Annotated in this window: 14 protein-coding genes; 8 read left to right on the forward strand and 6 right to left on the reverse strand. The window is 55.0% G+C overall.

The genetic code is table 11. The annotated features are described in order from the left end of the window. Nucleotides 1-180 precede the first annotated feature (180 nt). The 7 genes from ACF8OF_RS04360 (at nt 181) to ACF8OF_RS04390 (ending at nt 8,471) form a co-directional block, all read left to right on the forward strand. Nucleotides 181-1,107, forward strand: coding sequence for an ABC transporter ATP-binding protein (locus ACF8OF_RS04360; RefSeq protein WP_004238932.1), 927 nt, complete (start codon nt 181-183; stop codon nt 1,105-1,107). Continuing rightward, complete coding sequence (locus ACF8OF_RS04365) at nt 1,104-1,874, forward strand: ABC transporter permease (RefSeq protein ID WP_143970357.1); 771 nt, start codon at nt 1,104-1,106, stop codon at nt 1,872-1,874. The genes ACF8OF_RS04360 and ACF8OF_RS04365 overlap by 4 nt, the downstream gene beginning before the upstream one ends. Before the next feature lie 295 nt (nt 1,875-2,169). Further along, on the forward strand, nt 2,170-3,624 hold the full coding sequence (locus tag ACF8OF_RS04370) for a serralysin family metalloprotease (RefSeq protein ID WP_392495828.1): 1,455 nt from the start codon (nt 2,170-2,172) through the stop codon (nt 3,622-3,624). Beyond that, nucleotides 3,599-4,027: an AprI/Inh family metalloprotease inhibitor gene (locus tag ACF8OF_RS04375; RefSeq protein WP_392495829.1), complete on the forward strand. Its 429-nt coding sequence runs from the start codon at nt 3,599-3,601 to the stop codon at nt 4,025-4,027. The genes ACF8OF_RS04370 and ACF8OF_RS04375 overlap by 26 nt, the downstream gene beginning before the upstream one ends. A 70-nt stretch (nt 4,028-4,097) precedes the next feature. Then, the gene (locus tag ACF8OF_RS04380) at nt 4,098-5,804 is read left to right on the forward strand and encodes a type I secretion system permease/ATPase (protein ID WP_392495831.1); all 1,707 of its coding nucleotides are present in this window, start codon (nt 4,098-4,100) and stop codon (nt 5,802-5,804) included. After that, nucleotides 5,794-7,101 carry an HlyD family type I secretion periplasmic adaptor subunit gene (locus ACF8OF_RS04385; RefSeq protein ID WP_392495832.1) on the forward strand — a complete coding sequence of 436 codons (1,308 nt, stop codon included), beginning with the start codon at nt 5,794-5,796 and terminating at the stop codon, nt 7,099-7,101. Before ACF8OF_RS04380 ends, ACF8OF_RS04385 begins: the two co-directional genes overlap by 11 nt. A gap of 5 nt (nt 7,102-7,106) precedes the next feature. Continuing rightward, nucleotides 7,107-8,471, forward strand: coding sequence for a TolC family protein (locus ACF8OF_RS04390; RefSeq protein ID WP_392495834.1), 1,365 nt, complete (start codon nt 7,107-7,109; stop codon nt 8,469-8,471). On the opposite strand, the gene panC is transcribed toward ACF8OF_RS04390, so the two are convergent. From panC to sfsA, 6 genes are all read right to left on the reverse strand, one after another. Next, on the reverse strand, nt 8,422-9,309 hold the full coding sequence (gene panC / locus ACF8OF_RS04395; RefSeq protein ID WP_392495835.1) for a pantoate--beta-alanine ligase: 888 nt from the start codon (nt 9,307-9,309) through the stop codon (nt 8,422-8,424). The two genes, ACF8OF_RS04390 and panC, sit on opposite strands and share 50 nt — an antisense overlap. A gap of 34 nt (nt 9,310-9,343) precedes the next feature. Continuing rightward, a complete protein-coding gene (gene folK / locus ACF8OF_RS04400) occupies nt 9,344-9,844 on the reverse strand; it encodes a 2-amino-4-hydroxy-6-hydroxymethyldihydropteridine diphosphokinase (RefSeq protein ID WP_262858907.1) in 501 nt (166 codons plus the stop codon). Next, nucleotides 9,841-11,376 carry a polynucleotide adenylyltransferase PcnB gene (gene pcnB / locus ACF8OF_RS04405; protein ID WP_392495934.1) on the reverse strand — a complete coding sequence of 512 codons (1,536 nt, stop codon included), beginning with the start codon at nt 11,374-11,376 and terminating at the stop codon, nt 9,841-9,843. The genes folK and pcnB overlap by 4 nt, the downstream gene beginning before the upstream one ends. 100 nt (nt 11,377-11,476) lie before the next feature. Then, entirely contained in the window at nt 11,477-12,379 is a 903-nt protein-coding gene (gluQRS, locus tag ACF8OF_RS04410) for a tRNA glutamyl-Q(34) synthetase GluQRS (RefSeq protein WP_392495837.1), read from the reverse strand. 54 nt (nt 12,380-12,433) lie between these two features. Beyond that, the gene (dksA, locus tag ACF8OF_RS04415) at nt 12,434-12,889 is read right to left on the reverse strand and encodes an RNA polymerase-binding protein DksA (RefSeq protein ID WP_004238923.1); all 456 of its coding nucleotides are present in this window, start codon (nt 12,887-12,889) and stop codon (nt 12,434-12,436) included. 187 nt (nt 12,890-13,076) lie between these two features. After that, nucleotides 13,077-13,787, reverse strand: coding sequence for a DNA/RNA nuclease SfsA (gene sfsA, locus ACF8OF_RS04420; RefSeq protein ID WP_279796010.1), 711 nt, complete (start codon nt 13,785-13,787; stop codon nt 13,077-13,079). A gap of 92 nt (nt 13,788-13,879) precedes the next feature. On the opposite strand from sfsA, the gene hrpB reads away from it, so the two are divergent. Then, nucleotides 13,880-16,330 (forward strand): ATP-dependent helicase HrpB, encoded by a 2,451-nt coding sequence (hrpB, locus tag ACF8OF_RS04425; RefSeq protein ID WP_392495839.1) that lies wholly within the window; start codon nt 13,880-13,882, stop codon nt 16,328-16,330.

The raw sequence follows: 16,330 nt of genomic DNA on the forward strand, positions 1-16,330 counted from the left end.
GATAGCCTGTTACAGATCCTTTCGCTAGAATCTTTTGTATAAAAAATTTAAATTTTAATAAATTGTTATTAAATAATTTCAGCAAAGAAGACGAATTGTCAAGAACCGATTTCGGTTCGCAGGTATTATTGCGGTTTATATTGCACCCAAATTTTTAAATTAAAAAGGTATTTTTCTGTTATGACCTATGCACTGGAAATATCACAATTAACCAAGCAGTATGCGGGCGGCGTGCAGGCTTTACGGGGAATTGACCTGAAAGTCAGTGCCGGCGATTTCTACGCCCTGCTGGGGCCGAACGGCGCGGGAAAATCCACCACCATCGGGATCATCAGTTCGCTGGTGAATAAAACCGGCGGGAAAGTTTCCGTGTTCGGTTATGACATCGATACCGACCTGGTTTTAGCCAAACGTCAGCTCGGCCTGGTACCGCAGGAGTTTAACTTCAATCCGTTTGAAACCGTGCTGCAGATTGTCCTGCAGCAGGCCGGTTATTACGGGGTGCCGCACAAACTGGCGCAGGAGCGGGCGAAAACCTATCTGACGCAGCTGGATCTGTGGGAGAAACGTGATGAGCGTGCGATGCGTCTGTCCGGCGGGATGAAGCGCCGCCTGATGATTGCCCGTGCACTGATGCACCAGCCGAAACTGCTGATCCTCGACGAACCGACTGCCGGGGTGGATATTGAACTGCGCCGCTCCATGTGGGGATTCCTCAAAACCCTGAATGCGCAGGGCACCACGATCATTCTCACCACGCACTATCTTGAGGAAGCGGAAATGCTGTGCCGCAATATCGGGATTATCCAGCACGGTGAGCTGGTGGAAAACACCAGCATGAAAGCGCTGCTCGGTAAGCTGGAATCGGAAACCTTTATCCTCGATCTGGGCTCAAAAAACCCGCTGCCGCAGCTTGAGGGCTACACGTTCCGGCTTACTGATACCTCAACACTGGAGGTGGATGTCCGCCGTGAACAGGGACTGAACGGTGTTTTTGCCCAGCTGAATGCGCAGGGCATTGATGTGTTAAGTATGCGCAACAAAGCGAACCGGCTGGAGGAATTATTTGTGCATCTGGTGAATCATGATTTGGAGGCTGCGAAATGATGTCGCTGTACTGGGTGGCGCTGAAAACAATCTGGCGCAAAGAAATCACCCGTTTTATGCGGATTTGGGTTCAGACGCTGATCCCGCCGGTGATCACCATGTCACTCTATTTTATTATTTTCGGTAATCTTATCGGTAACCGGATCGGTGAAATGGGCGGTGTCGGTTACATGCAGTTTATCGTGCCGGGCCTGATTATGATGTCAGTGATTACGAACTCCTATGCCAACGTATCCTCTTCTTTTTTCGGGGCAAAATTCCAGAAAAGTATTGAGGAACTGCTGGTGGCTCCGGTGCCGACCCATGTCATTATCGCCGGGTTTGTCGGCGGTGGCGTGGCGCGCGGTGTGCTGGTCGGGATTCTGGTCACCCTGGTGTCTCTGTTCTTTGTGCCGTTACAGATCCACTCCTGGTTTATGATCATTGCCACGCTGCTGATGACCTCCATTCTGTTCTCGCTGGCGGGGCTGCTTAACGCGCTGTTTGCGAAAAGCTTTGATGATATCAGCATTATTCCGACGTTCGTTCTGACACCGCTGACCTACCTCGGCGGGGTGTTTTACTCCCTGACGCTGTTACCGGCGTTCTGGCAGGCGGTGTCCAAACTGAACCCGATTGTCTATATGATCAGCGGTTTCCGTTATGGTTTCCTTGGTATCAGTGATGTTTCCCTGACCACCACTCTCGGGGTACTGAGCCTGTTTATTGCCGTATTTTATCTGCTCACCTGGCGCCTGATTGAGAAAGGGCGCGGACTGAGAACCTGATCCTGCTTTTTGATCATCTGCCCGGCACATCGTTGCCGGGCTTTTTGTCTCCGTCCTGATTATTTTCCTGCGCTATGTAATTATTTTTCCTCGGTTTATCTCCGATTAATACAGACCTTCTCCCGTTCCCGTCACTGCCAAAGTTAAATCACAGAATTAGTATGCATTTATCTCCTGCTATATAGATTAATTAAATTAATGTGTTTATCGTGTGCGGGCTGGTAAAAACCGGCTGTGTACTGATGTTTAAGGATAAATTTCATTCTGTTTCATTATTACATTCGGAGATATTTTTATGGGTATCGCTGCATACGGCAGGGAAGACGGATGGTCGTTGGTCGATGATGTATTAAGCAGCCCGGGACGGGGTAAAGGGAACTGGATTAATAATAAAATTTCATATAATACCTTTGATGCGGGCAGTCAGATTGTCAGAACCAATACCGGCTGGAATGGCGCGGGTGTGCTCGGGCAACCGGCGGAAATCACCTATTCATTCCCGACATGGGAAGGGATGTATTATAACGCGGCAGGAAACTCCGGATTACAGGGTTTCAATGACTATCAGAAAGATCAGGCCCGGTTATCATTGCAGTCATGGGCTGACGTGGCAAACATTACCTTTACTGAAGTGGATGCAGGCCGGGGAGATATCTACACCAATATCACCTTTGGTTATATCAATGATAAATACACACAGGCCTACGCCTGGCTGCCGCACACCAAAGATTATTTTGGTGATCCGTATACCGACTCACGGGGCTTTGATGTTTCCGGCCAGTCCTGGTACAGCTCAGAACCCGGGGTACTGAATATAACGCCGGTGTCCGGAAACTATGGCCGTAAGACATTTATTCATGAAATTGACCATACCCTCGGGTTAAATCATCCGGGTAATTATAACGCCGGTCAGGGGCGTCCTTCCTATAAGGATGCGGCTTATGCTGAGGATACCCGTCAGTACAGCGTGATGAGTTACTGGAGTGAGAAAATCACCGGTGCGGATCATAAAGGTTACTACGCTTCCGCACCACTGCTGGATGATATTACCGCGATTCAGAAACTGTATGGCGCAAATTATAACATCCGCACGGATGACACTGTGTACGGCTTTGATTCTAATACCGGGCGTGATTATTACTCTGCCAAAAGTGCCACAGATAAGCTTATTTTTACCGTCTGGGACGGCGGCGGTAATGACACCCTGAATTTCTCCCGTTATAAGCAGGATCAGAAAATTTCTCTGCGCGAAGGGGACTTTTCGGATGTCGGCGGTCTGACAGGGAATGTGTCAATCGCGCATGGTGTGAAGATTGAAAATGCGTTTGGCGGGCACGGAAACGATGTGATCATCGGCAACGATGAGAACAACATCCTGATGGGCAACGGCGGGGATGATGTGCTGTACGGCGGTGCCGGGCAGGATCAGTTGTGGGGCGGTACCGGGAACGATATTTTCGTGTTCTCGGCGGTGACGGATTCCCCGTTTGAGAAGCCTGATCATATCCGTGATTTCTCAACCGGTCTGGACAGAATTGACCTGCAGGGGCTGAATCAGAACAGTTTCGGGGACAAATTCATTTATTTCACCGATGAATTTACCGGTACGGCCGGGGAAGCGGTGCTCCGCTATGATGACGGGCTGAACCTGACTGAACTGCTGATTAATATCAGCGGAAATTCGTATCAGCCTGATTTTAAAGTGGATATCACCGGTATGGTGAATGTTCACACTGACTTTATCGTTTAACGCAGCAGGCGGGCGCGGCCGGTGCGGCGTCCGCAGCATTCAGGAAGGTATCATGCATATCACGCGGACATCATTATTACTGTTTTCGCTGCTGTCATCCGGGCAGAGCGCGGCAATCAGCCAGAAAATTCCCGCTGCAGAAGCGCTTCAGGGGCACTGGCAGTTTACGGAGGACGGGCAGACGCTGCCGGTCGAACTCATGGCGGTTCCCGACAGCACAACAGACGGGTTTCAGTTGCATTTCACGGCACAGCCGCAGATAACGGCCTGGCGTCCGGCGCCGGACGGCATTGCGTTTCTCAGCGCAGACGGCACTACCCGTTATTTCTTTTCCGCTGAAGCCCCCGGCCGTTACTGTGCGGAAATCTGGCATGACAATGGCGCACGTCTTCTGAAAGAGTAACTTTATCTCTTTTTTACCCTGTGATTAATACTATCAATCCCGGCAGACATGCCGGGCGGAGTCCCTGTGTATGCTTTCCGGGAAAACCAGAAATGACATTACGGCATTTATTGCCGCCCGTAAGTCCCTGTTTACCTCACTGGCATTATTCAGCGCGCTGATTAATCTGCTGATGCTGGTGCCGTCTGTGTATATGTTGCAGGTGTACGATCGTGTTCTGCCTTCCGGCAATGAAATGACACTGCTGATGCTGACGCTGATAATGGCCGGGTTACTGGCGCTGACCGGCGGTCTCGATTATTTGCGCAATATGCTGGTGATCCGTATGAGTAACCAGTTCGATCTGGCGCTGAACAGCCGGGTTTATGACGCCGCGTTTCAGGCAAAACTGCACCGCACGCCGGGGCATCTGCCGTTACAGGCACAGACCGATCTGATGATCCTGCGCCGTTTTATGACCGGCAACGGTGTTTTTGCTTTTCTCGATCTGCCCTGGTTTCCGCTTTATCTGCTGGTGATCGCGCTGTTTAATCCGTGGCTCGGGTTATTTGCCTGCGGCGGTGCCGCCGTACTGATTGCGCTCGCACTGCTCAATGAACGGCTTTCCGGGGCGCCGCTGACCGCCGCAAACCGCAGTTCCTCCGCCGCACAGGGCATGCAGAGCAGCCATTTTGCTCATCCGGAGACGGCTGACGCGATGGGAATGCAGCAATATCTGCGTCAGCGCTGGCTGAACCGGCATTGCGATAGTTTGAAAGAACAGACGCAGGCCAGTGATTATTCAGCAAAAATCATGACAACCACCAAAACTGTGCGCCTGATCCTGCAATCCCTGATGCTGGGGCTGGGCGGCTGGCTGGCGCTGGATAACACCATTTCGCCCGGCATGATGATTGCAGGGTCGATTCTGCTGGGACGTGCGCTGTCGCCGGTCGAACAGGTCACCGGGGTGTGGAAAAGTGCGAAAGAGAGCAGGCTGGCGTATCAGCGGCTTACGGCGTTGCTGGCGGCTCACCCGCAACCACCGCAGAAGCTGGCACTGCCGGTTCCGCAGGGTAATTTGTCCGTCTCCGTGATGCAGGCGGGTTATCCCGGCGCTGACACGCCGCAGCTGCACAATCTGCATTTCAGCCTCGTACCGGGGGAGGTGCTGGGGATCATCGGTCCGTCAGGTGCCGGAAAATCGGCACTGGCAAAACTGCTCGCCGGGTTATGGCCTGCAACACGCGGGGCTGTCCGGCTGGACGGGGCCGATCTCTGTCAGCAGGACAAAGCGGTGTCCGGCAAATATATCGGTTATCTTCCCCAGGATATTGCGCTTTTTCCCGGCACAATCGCCGATAATATTGCCCGTTTTGACCCGGATGCTGATCCGGAAAATATCATCCGTGCGGCGCAACTGGCACAGGTACATGAATTGATCCTGCAACTGCCGCAGGGCTATGAAACGCTGACCGGTGCTGACGGTACCGGCCTTTCCGGCGGTCAGCGGCAGCGGATAGCCCTGGCGCGGGCACTGTACGGCTCACCGGCACTGATCATTCTCGATGAACCCAATGCCGCGCTGGATGATGCCGGGCTCAGTGCGCTGTTAGCTGCCATGGATACGCTGAAAAAACAGGGAAAAACCATTGTGCTTATTACTCACCATAAACCGCTGCTGTCCGTGACGGACAAGCTGTTGCTGCTTGCAGGCGGACGGATGCAGCTTTTTGGCCCGGCGGAGAAGGTCATTGAAACACTTAATCATCAGGCGGGTAAAAATAATGATCACTAAATGGTTGTCCGCGGCGCCGGGGGTAAAAACCGATACCGGCGGGTATCAGCGGGCGGGGAAATACGTGGTTGCTTTCGGCCTTGCCGGTTTTCTGGTGTGGGCGGGATTTGCACCACTGGATCAGGGCGTTGCCGCATCAGGAACGGTTGTGATTGCCGGTAATATCAAGCAGGTGCAGTCTCCGGCGGATGGTGTGATTTCTGAGATTTATGTGCAGAACGGTCAGCGGGCGGAAAAAGATCAGGTACTGGTACGGCTGCGCCCGGTGCAGTCTCAGGCTCAGGCGGTGTCGCTGGCAGAGCAGCTCGACAGCACATTGCTGATCCAACGGCGGCTGGAGGCCGAACTGCGCGGTGAACCGGTATTTGCCCCGGCGGCGGATGATGTGTTTTATGCGCCGTCCGCGTATGGCCAGGCGCAATTACAGGCTCAGAATGCACTGCTCACAGACCGGCGTCTTGAACTGGAGAGTGAGCTTCAGGCGCGTCAGATCACGGTTGACGGCCTGACGCGGCGGCTTATTACTCTGCGGGACATTGCCCGCAGTACCGCACAACAGGCGGACAGCCTGACGGCACAGGCGGCAAATCTGAAATCGCTGGCGGATGAGGGGTATCTGCCGCGCCACCGCTATCAGGAAATCCGCCGGGAAAGTGCGGCACTGCGTAATCAGGCGGATGATACCCGGTTACAGATAAGCCGTGCGGAGGAAGAAAAGGCCGCGCAGACAGAGCAGATCATACAGCGGCGGGCGGCTTTTCACAGCGGGATCCGCGAGGAATTATCGCGTCTGTCAGTTCAGCGCAGTGAGCTTAAAAAACAGCAGGTAATTGAGAATGATCGGCTGGAACAGCATGTTATCACCGCGCCGGTGACCGGCACCGTTATGGATGTGTCCGTGTTTACCGCAGGCGGTGTGGTGCAGGCCGGGGAAAAACTGATGTCAGTGGTGCCTGCGCAGCAGACGCTGATTATTGAAGGAAAATTATCACCACAGTGGATAGATAAAGTCGCTCCCGGTCAGAGTGCTGATCTGCTGTTTACTGCATTCAATCAGAACCTGACTCCCAAACTGCGTGGCGAACTGACAATGATTTCCGCCGATCGTCTGATCAATCCGGCAAACGGGGAGCCTTATTATCAGATTCAGATCGCGGTGCCGGAAACGGCGGCGGCTCAGGTGATCAAACCAGGTATGCCCGCTGAGATTTTTATCCGCACCGGTGAGCGGTCACTGCTCAGTTATCTGTTTAAGCCTGTGACTGACCGGCTCTTTTTCGCACTGACTGAGGAGTGATCCGTATGCATTCTGCAAAACGCCTTTTTGCGGCACTGTTGTGTCTGTTGTCCGCCGGTGTGCAGGCGGTGACATTATCTGAACTCGGTCAGTCCGCGCTGAACAATGATCTGTCATTCCGTGCTGCGGGAAAGGCTTATGAGGCGGATCAGGCGGAGGCTGCCGCCGGGACATCACACCTGTTGCCGTCCGCCGGGCTGAGTTATCAGAACACGCCGTATAACCGGCTGACACAGCGGGCACCGGTTGTCGGTAAGCGGGGTTACAGCAGCCATTCCCTCAACCTGGTGGTGACGCAGCCGCTGTTTGATTACACGGCATATCATCAGTACCGGAGCGCACAGATACGCGGCACTGCCGCAGAGAGCCGCTTACAGATACAGCAGGCAGAACTGATTGACCGGCTGGTTTCTGCGTATCTGAACCTGGCCTGTGTTCTGGAAATACAGAACACAGACCGGCTCCGGCTGGCGCTGAATACCACGCAGCTGACCGCCGCACAGCGCCTTTTGCAGCTCGGGGAAGGAACGGTGACGGAGGTGGAATCTGCCCGTACCCGCCAGCGGCAGCGTCAGGCGCAGGTTGCGGAAACCGAAGCGGAAAGTCTGAATGCGTTGCTGATATTGTCTGATCTTACCGGCCTGCCGCAGTTGCGGATGCAGGATATGCCGGCACTGAAAGCGGGGACTTTCCGGTTACCGTATCTGAATGACGGTGATTATGCGGCTCAGGAACAGCTGATGGTGGCGGAGCATCCTGAAATCAAAGCGGCACAGCAGGAAACTGCGCTGGCAAAAGCGGCGGCAGAGGTACAGCGCGGGGCGTTTATGCCATCGGCACAGCTCTTTGCCGCCTGGTCGGATACCCGGTCAGACAGCAGTGATACCGTGGGACAGCGCTACCGTAATCTCAGCGCCGGGATTCACATTTCCGTTCCGCTGTTCAGCGGCGGAAAAGATCTGGCGGGGATGCGTAAGGTATCTGCTCAGATTCAGCAGGCGCAGTATGAGCAGGATGCGCTGGTACAGACACGCCGGCGTGACCTGGCGCGTCTGTATCAGGTGTTCCGCCACAGCGGTATACAGCTGGCGGCACTGGAGCAGGCCGCTGCGGCAGCGCAGTTACAGGTCACGGCGGCGGAAAAGGGGTATGCGGCAGGGCAGAACAGTCAGCCGGAGGTGGCACATGCCCGGGATCGGTATTATCAGGCGGAGCAGGAACTGACAAAAGCCCGCTATGACGGGCTTCTGGCCTGGTTCCGGCTGCATCATTACAGCAGCACGCCGGAAACCGGGCTTTTCAGGCAGATTGAGGGCTATTTTACCGTGACGGAGAGGCCGTCTCACTGCCTGCCGGGTTCGGCATGTTAACATGCAGGCAGTCGATCAGGCGGATATTTCCCAACCAGGCAGAGGCCAGAATCACGGCCTTCTCACTGTTGACACGCACCGCTTCCAGGTCATCAGCATCACAAATTTCCAGGCTGATATCACGGAATCCGGCACGGCTTAAATCGTCACGGGCATTATCCAGACTTTCGGCAATAGCACTCGGACGTTCGCGGATCATATCCGCGAGGGCCTGCATAACCTGATACAGATGCGGTGCTGCCTCTTTTTCCTCTTTATTCAGCAGGGTATTGCAGGAGCTGAGTGCCAGCCCGGTTTTTTCCCGGACGGTCGGAATGGCGGCCAGAGCGATATCATAATTCAGGTCACGGATCAGACGGCGGATAGTCAGGAAACGCGGATGGTCGTTGGTACCGAAGAAAACGATATCCGGCTGCACCAGATTGAACAGCTTGCACATCACGGTGGCGATACCGCGCAGACGGGTGCGCTGATGCGGCTCATCACACTGACTGACCAGCGGCGGTACGACCACCTGAGTCTGGTGAGCTAACCCGTGCGGATAAACATCACTGACCGCCGGGGCATACACCAGATCCACCTGCGCTTTGCTCAGTTTCTCGCAGTCTGCCTGGAGCGTGCGCGGATAGCGCTGCAAATCATCTTCACGGGGGAACTGGAGCGGGTTGACAAAGACAGATACCACGACAATATCTGCCTGTGCACGGGCTTCTTTTACCAGTGCCAGGTGACCGTCATGCAGGTTTCCCATGGTCGGGATAAACGCAACACGTTTGCCGTCAGTCCGCAGACGGGCAATTTCTTTGCGCAGGATCAGCGCAGTTTCAATAATCCGCATCAGTGTCTCCTTATCTGTCTGTTGAGCAGAACGTTCAGCGTACCGGCCCGGATGATGACCAGAAGCCAAGCCCGTTTTCCGGGGTGCGGGCAACAACCGCAGCGAGTGATTCGCCGTCCGGCAGAATCAGCCCGGGGGCGATTTCGGCCAGCGGGTACAGCATAAATTCACGCACTTTCAGGCCGTAATGCGGCACGGTCAGCCGCGCATCACTGATAACCCTATCACCAAACAGCATGATATCTAAGTCTAACGTTCGGGGACCCCAGCGCTCATCCTTGCGGACGCGACCGTGCGCCAGTTCGATGGCCTGGGTGGCATCGAGCAGCTGGTGCGGTGTCAGGTCAGTTTCCAGCAGAACAGCCGCATTGAGATAGTCAGGCTGTCCGGCAGGGCCCATCGGCGCGGTACGGTAAAAAGAAGAGTGGCGCACCAGGCGGCTTTGCGGGACAGCATCCAGCGCGGCAATCGCCCGGTTAACCTGGTCAAGCGGATCGGCAAGATTACTGCCGATCGCAATATAGACCGGAATCATGATTCGCTGTTTCCGTTACCCTGACGGGCGCGCGGATGGCGGCGGCGCGGGCGCGGGCGGCGTTTGACCGGATCACTGCCCAGTTCAGTCACCATCGAGCGCTGCTGCGGGGCATTCGCCTGCTGGAAATCCGCCCACCAGTGAGCCAGTTCCTGCAATTCATGACGGCCTTCCACATTCGCGCGCAGTTCCAGCAGATCAAAAGCAGCACGGAATTTCTGATTTTCCATCAGACGGATCGCGCGTTTGCCCTGACGGCGCGGCAGACGTAACTGCAACTGCCAGATATCACGCATGGTGGTGGTCAGGCGTTTCGGAATAGCAATCGCGCGGCACTGTTCATCCAGGATGTCATTAATGGCGATCGCGAAGGCTTCGTAATAGGCCAGCCCGCTCTCCTGGGTCAGTTTTTCCGCATGTTCGCACAGCGGATACCACAGCATCACGGCAAACAGGAAGGCCGGATTGACGCGCTGATCGTTATGAATACGGTAGTCGGTATTTTTCAGTACCTGATCCACGATACGGGACAGCGGGGTGTCCGGGTTCTCTTTCAGCGGCCCGGCAACCAGCGGGAACAGCATATCCAGCAGATCGTATTCACGTAATAATTCAAACGTACGGTGTCCGTCACCGGCCTGTAATAACTTGAGAACTTCCTCGAACAGACGTGCCGGCGGGATATCGCGCAGCAAGGTGCTCAGCGTGCGGATAGGCGCGGCCGTTTTCGGTTCGATGGTCATATCCAGTTTGGCGGCAAACCGGATGGCGCGCAGCATACGCACCGGATCTTCCCGGTAACGGGTTTCCGGATCGCCGATCAGGCGGATAATGCGCTGCTGTAAATCTGCCAGCCCGCCGACATAATCACGGACGGTAAAATCAGCCACGCTGTAATAAAGGCTGTTAATGGTGAAATCGCGGCGGACCGCATCTTCTTCAATGGTGCCGAAAATATTATCGCGCAGCAGCATGCCGTTTTTGCCCTGCTGAGAACGGGCTTTGCCGTCATCAGCCGGTTCATTATTGTCATGCGGACCACGGAAGGTCGCGACCTCGATAATGTCCGGGCCGAACATAATGTGAGCCAGACGGAAACGGCGGCCGACCAGACGGCAGTTGCGGAACAGTTTTCTCACTTCGTCCGGCGTGGCATTGGTTGCGATATCGAAATCTTTGGGTTTGCGCTCCAGCAGCAGATCACGGACACCGCCGCCGACCAGATAAGCGTCAAAACCGGATTTATTCAGGCGGTACAGAACCTTCAGCGCATTCTCGCTGATGTCCTGACGGGAAATAGAGTGACTGTTGCGGGGAATTACCGTTGCGCTGACTGTCCCGCTGTTATCCATATTTTTTGCCGGTTTCTTGCGTTTAGCGGCAGGACGCGCGGGGGAAGCCTCACGGTGTGACGGATTCTGCGGCGTATGGTCAGCATTCGGGGCCGGCCTTTCACTGGCAGCCTCTGTGCAATCTGCCTTATTCTCGCGGGAAATCAGACTGCGACAGAACTTTGCGACTCGGTTTAAAATGGTACACCTCTGTATAACAATTAAATGATCTAAAAAATAAGCGACTAATAATATCGTACACTTGGTTTTTTGAGAATGCCTTAGCCCGGATATTGCGGAATTATTCCCTGTCCGTCACCACATCATTGCGGGGGACAGCAGTAATATCCCAGTTCCGCACACTGTATGCCAGCAGTTCAGTCAGGGAAAGCGACAGCGGATCCGTTTCCGGCAGCGGCTGCCGGAGCACCTGCAACGCCTGCCATAACAGCGGGCGCGGATCACTGAGCGGCATCGGGGTGGCATGATTTTGCTTGGAGAGTTTACGCGCCGCCGGGCCCAGCATCAACGGCAAATGCAGATAATGCGGCGCGGGCAGCCCGAGCTGGCGGTATAATGAGAGCTGATGTGAGGTGGGATACAGTAAATCTGCGCCTCTGACCACCTCTGTCACGCCCTGATAATCATCATCGAGCACCACTACCAGGTTATAGGCAAACAGCTTATCTTTGCGGAAGATAATGATATCTTCCTCTGCCGTGGCGTTATCGGTAAACACATCCCCCCGCAGGCCATCGGTAAAATGGTACACCGGATGCGTCCTGATAAGCCGCAGTGCGGCGTTATCCGGCGGCAGTCCGCGCTGACGGCAGGTGCCGGGGTAATGACCGCCGCTGTCATGGACATCATGCCGTGTGCAGGTGCAGTAATAGCACAGCCCGGTGGCTTTCAGCTGTTCAATCACGTCACGGTAAGCATCATGGCGGCGCGACTGATACAGCACATCGCCGTCCCAGTGCAGGCCGTAATGGTCAAGAATTCGCAGGATAGCATCCGCTGCGCCCGGGACTTCGCGGGGCGGGTCGATATCATCAATACGGAGAAGCCAGCGTCCGCCGAGGTGACGGGCCTGAAGATAACTCCCCAGTGCGGTCACCAGAGAGCCGAAATGAAGCGCACCGGAAGGTGATGGTGCGAAGCGGCCGGTATAACCGGGCGCTGAGCCGGCAGAATATTCCGTCATTGAAGAGGCATAAAAACGGACGGCGCTGTCAAAGCGCCGTCTGTGGTGAATCTGTCAGCCCGCCATCTGCTTTTCGCGGATTTCAGCCAGCGTCTTACAGTCGATACATAAATCTGCGGTCGGACGCGCCTCTAAACGGCGGATACCGATTTCGACCCCGCAGGACTCACAAAAACCAAAATCGTCGTCCTCAACCTTTTTGAGGGTTTTTTCGATCTTTTTGATCAGTTTGCGTTCGCGGTCACGGTTGCGCAGTTCCAGGCTGAATTCTTCTTCCTGAGCGGCCCGGTCAACCGGGTCCGGGAAGTTAGCTGCTTCATCCTGCATGTGCGTGACAGTGCGGTTTACTTCATCCCTGAGTTGGTTGCGCCATGCTTCAAGTATCAGCTTGAAATGGGCCAACTGGGCTTCGTTCATGTATTCTTCGCCTGCCTTCTCGTGATACGGCTCCACGCCGGCAATGGCAAGAATGCTCAGGGACGAGGTTTTACGTTTTTGCCCTTCTTGCATAATGCTTCTCCTACACACGCATGTCTGACAATATCCCTTAGAGGGGAAAAATAGGCCGCTATAGATAGCAGATGATTATGGATAATGCAACCCTTGCTTTCATTAGTTTTGTAAGGTGTGAAGAACAGCGTGTTTATTCACTCCGCAACTCACAAAACATCCTATTTATTATTAAAAAAATTGATATTCACCCCATGAATGCAAAGGGTATCTTTTCTCCGGCAGTGATGCCATCCGGTGTTATCCGCATTCTGTAACAAATAACGTCAATTCCGGACTGTGATGCCTGCCGCAAAAGTGATGAATATTTTTTATCAATGTGTGCTGCGTCCGATACGGCCTCAATCCCTGAATGCAGTACAGCAAAAAACAGAACAGCACGATTTCCCGCTTCAGCAATTGCTTGTAACTCACGCAGGTGTTTTTGTCCACGTAAAGTTACGGTGTCGGGAAAATAACCGTGTCCGTTTTCCAGCAGCGTGACGGATTTCACCTCAACATAACAGGGCTTTTTCTGCGGATCGGTCAGTAAAAAATCGATCCGGCTGTTTTCACTGCCATATCTGACTTCCTGTGTCAGCGTCTGATACCCGGCAAGTTCCGGGATCCGGTTCTGCGCAATCGCCTCTGCCACCACGCGGTTCGCCTGCATCGTATTCACACAAATCAGATGCCCGTCCTGTGTCTGCGTCAGTTCCCAGCTGTGCGGGTACTTGCGCTTCGCATTGGCGGATTCGGAATACCAGACAGTATCACCCGGTGTGGCACAGCCTGTCATTGCGCCGGTATTGGCACAATGAATGGTGATGGTGCGCCCGTCCTGCGTGATAATATCCGCCAGAAACCGTTTGTAACGCTGCACCAGCGTGCCCGCCTGTAACGGGGGATGAAATTCCATCGTAACTCCTGTCAATGTGACTGCACTTTTCAGGGGGCGGCAATGCTACAATGTTGCGCGTCGAAAGTTAAGCAGATAATGATGAGGTTTTTGTGACATATTCCCCCGTTTGTAACATTTATCCGGCACTCAGTACGGCACTGAACAGTGCCCCGCAGGTGTTGTTACAGGCTCCGACCGGCAGCGGGAAATCCACCATTCTGCCGCTGCTGCTGCTCAACGATCCGTCTGTCAGCGGGCGGATTATCATGCTGGAGCCCCGTCGTATCGCGGCCCGCAGCGTGGCACACCGGCTGGCGTCACAGCTTGGCGAACGTCCGGGGGAAACGGTGGGTTACCGGATGCGCGGCGAAACCCGGGTCAGCGCCGCCACCCGGTTTGAGGTTGTTACAGAGGGAATTCTGGTCAGAATGTTACAGCAGGATCCGGAATTATCCGAAGTAAGTGTCATTATTCTGGATGAATTCCATGAACGGAATTTACAGGCCGATCTCGCCCTTGCGCTGCTGCTGGATGTACAGTCCTCACTGCATGATGATTTGCGTCTGCTGGTGATGTCCGCGACCTTAGATAATGAACAGCTGCTGTCCCTGCTGCCGCAGGCAGAGGTGATCACGGCGGAGGGGCGGGCTTTCCCGGTGGAGAGACGCTATCAGCCGCTCAGTGCGCATCAGCCTTTTATCAGTGAGGTGGCCCGGGCGGTGTTGCAGCTGTATCAGCAGGAGGATGGCTCTGTGCTGGTGTTTCTGCCGGGACAGGCGGAAATCTGCCGGTTGCAGGAACAGCTGACCGGTAAAACCGATGCGGATACCCTTATCTGCCCGCTGTATGGCGCACTGTCGCTGAAAGAGCAGCAGCAGGCGATTGAACCGCCGCCGTCCGGTATGCGCAAAATCGTTCTGGCGACCAATATTGCCGAAACCAGTCTGACCATTGAGGGCGTGACCCTGGTGGTGGACAGTTGTCTGGAGAAAACTGCGCAGTTTGATCCGCGCAGCGGCCTGACCCGGCTGGTACGCAGCCGCATCAGCCGTTCATCGATGACACAGCGGGCAGGGCGTGCCGGACGACTGGCGCCGGGGATCTGTCTGCATCTGTGCGGACAGGCGGAAGCCGAACGCGCCGCTGCGCACAGTGAACCGGAAATCTGCCACAGTGACCTGTCCGGACTGATGCTGAACCTGGCGCAGTGGGGCTGCCGTGAGGTATCCGCGCTTGCCTGGCTTGATACCCCGCCTGCCGTGGCGGTACAGGTAGCGAAAAAATTACTGACAGAAATGGGCTGCCTTCTGCCGCAGGGCGGACTGACTGCCAAAGGCGCGGCAATGGCCGCTTCCGGGACAGAGCCGCGCCTCTCTGCGTTGTGGCTTTATACCCTTAATGAAGAACCGGCACAGATATACTATGCTGCCCGGCTGATTGCCGCACTGGAAGAGCCTTCCCGCGAAGGTAACGGCAATCTGCTGCATGACCTGACACATCCCTCCGCCCGCTGGGATAAGCGGGCGCATCAGCTGTTGCAGGCCGCCGGCCAGCCGGTCAGAAAGCCGTCTCATGATCCGGACAGCGGCTGGTTGTGCCGCACCTTATTACAGGGCTTTCCGGACAGAATCGCCGGGAAGCGCGGGCGCTCCGGTACATTTTTACTGGCAAACGGTACCGGTGCGGTGACAGATGAAAGCAGCCCGCTCAGCAATGAAGCCGGGCTTATCGCCCCGCTGATCCTGCAAAATGAGCAGCAGGCTAATGCACGGATCCTGAAAGCGGTGCCGTTTGAATTATCACAGCTGACAGAGATGGCACCGCATCTGCTGAAAACCGAAAACCGCCTGACCCGTGATGAAAACAAAGGCAGCTGGCAGGCGTGGCAGGCAGTTACCTGCGGGCAGCTGATTATTGAGCGAAAACCACTGGCAGCACCGTCTGATGAGGTTGTCCGCGAAGCTCTGCTCAGTTGGATCCGCGAACAGGGATTGTCTGTTCTGCCATTCAATGAAGCCTGTGAGCAGCTACTTATCCGCCAGCAGCTGGCACACGATCTGTTCCCGGAACAGCCGCTGCCGGCGGCGGATAATGATACACTGCTCGCCGGGCTGGATGAGTGGTTGTCGCCGTACCTGACCGGGGTGCGCAATCAGCAGCAGCTGGCAAAGCTGGATTTATACGGCGCGCTGCGTCAGCGCATGGACTGGTTGCAGCAGCAATGGCTTGATGTACAGTTTCCGCGTCATTTTGAAGTACCCACCGGCACCCGGATCCCTGTAGAATATGCGGCGGATAAACCGCCGGTGATGGCAGTCCGCATTCAGGAGATGTATGGTGTGCGTGAAACACCGGTGGTGGCGCAGGGACGGCTGCCGGTAACGGTCAGCCTGTTATCGCCCGCACACCGCCCGATACAGGTAACCGCCGACCTGAAAGCCTTCTGGGGCGGGAGCTACCGGGAGGTACAGAAAGAGATGAAAGGGCGCTATCCCAAACATTTCTGGCCGGACGATCCGGCAAATGCACAGCCGACAAAGCGTGTAAAAAAGTTTATGTAA

The organism is Morganella sp. TYF_1, from assembly GCF_043105645.1.
GTDB lineage: Bacteria > Pseudomonadota > Gammaproteobacteria > Enterobacterales > Enterobacteriaceae > Morganella > Morganella morganii_B.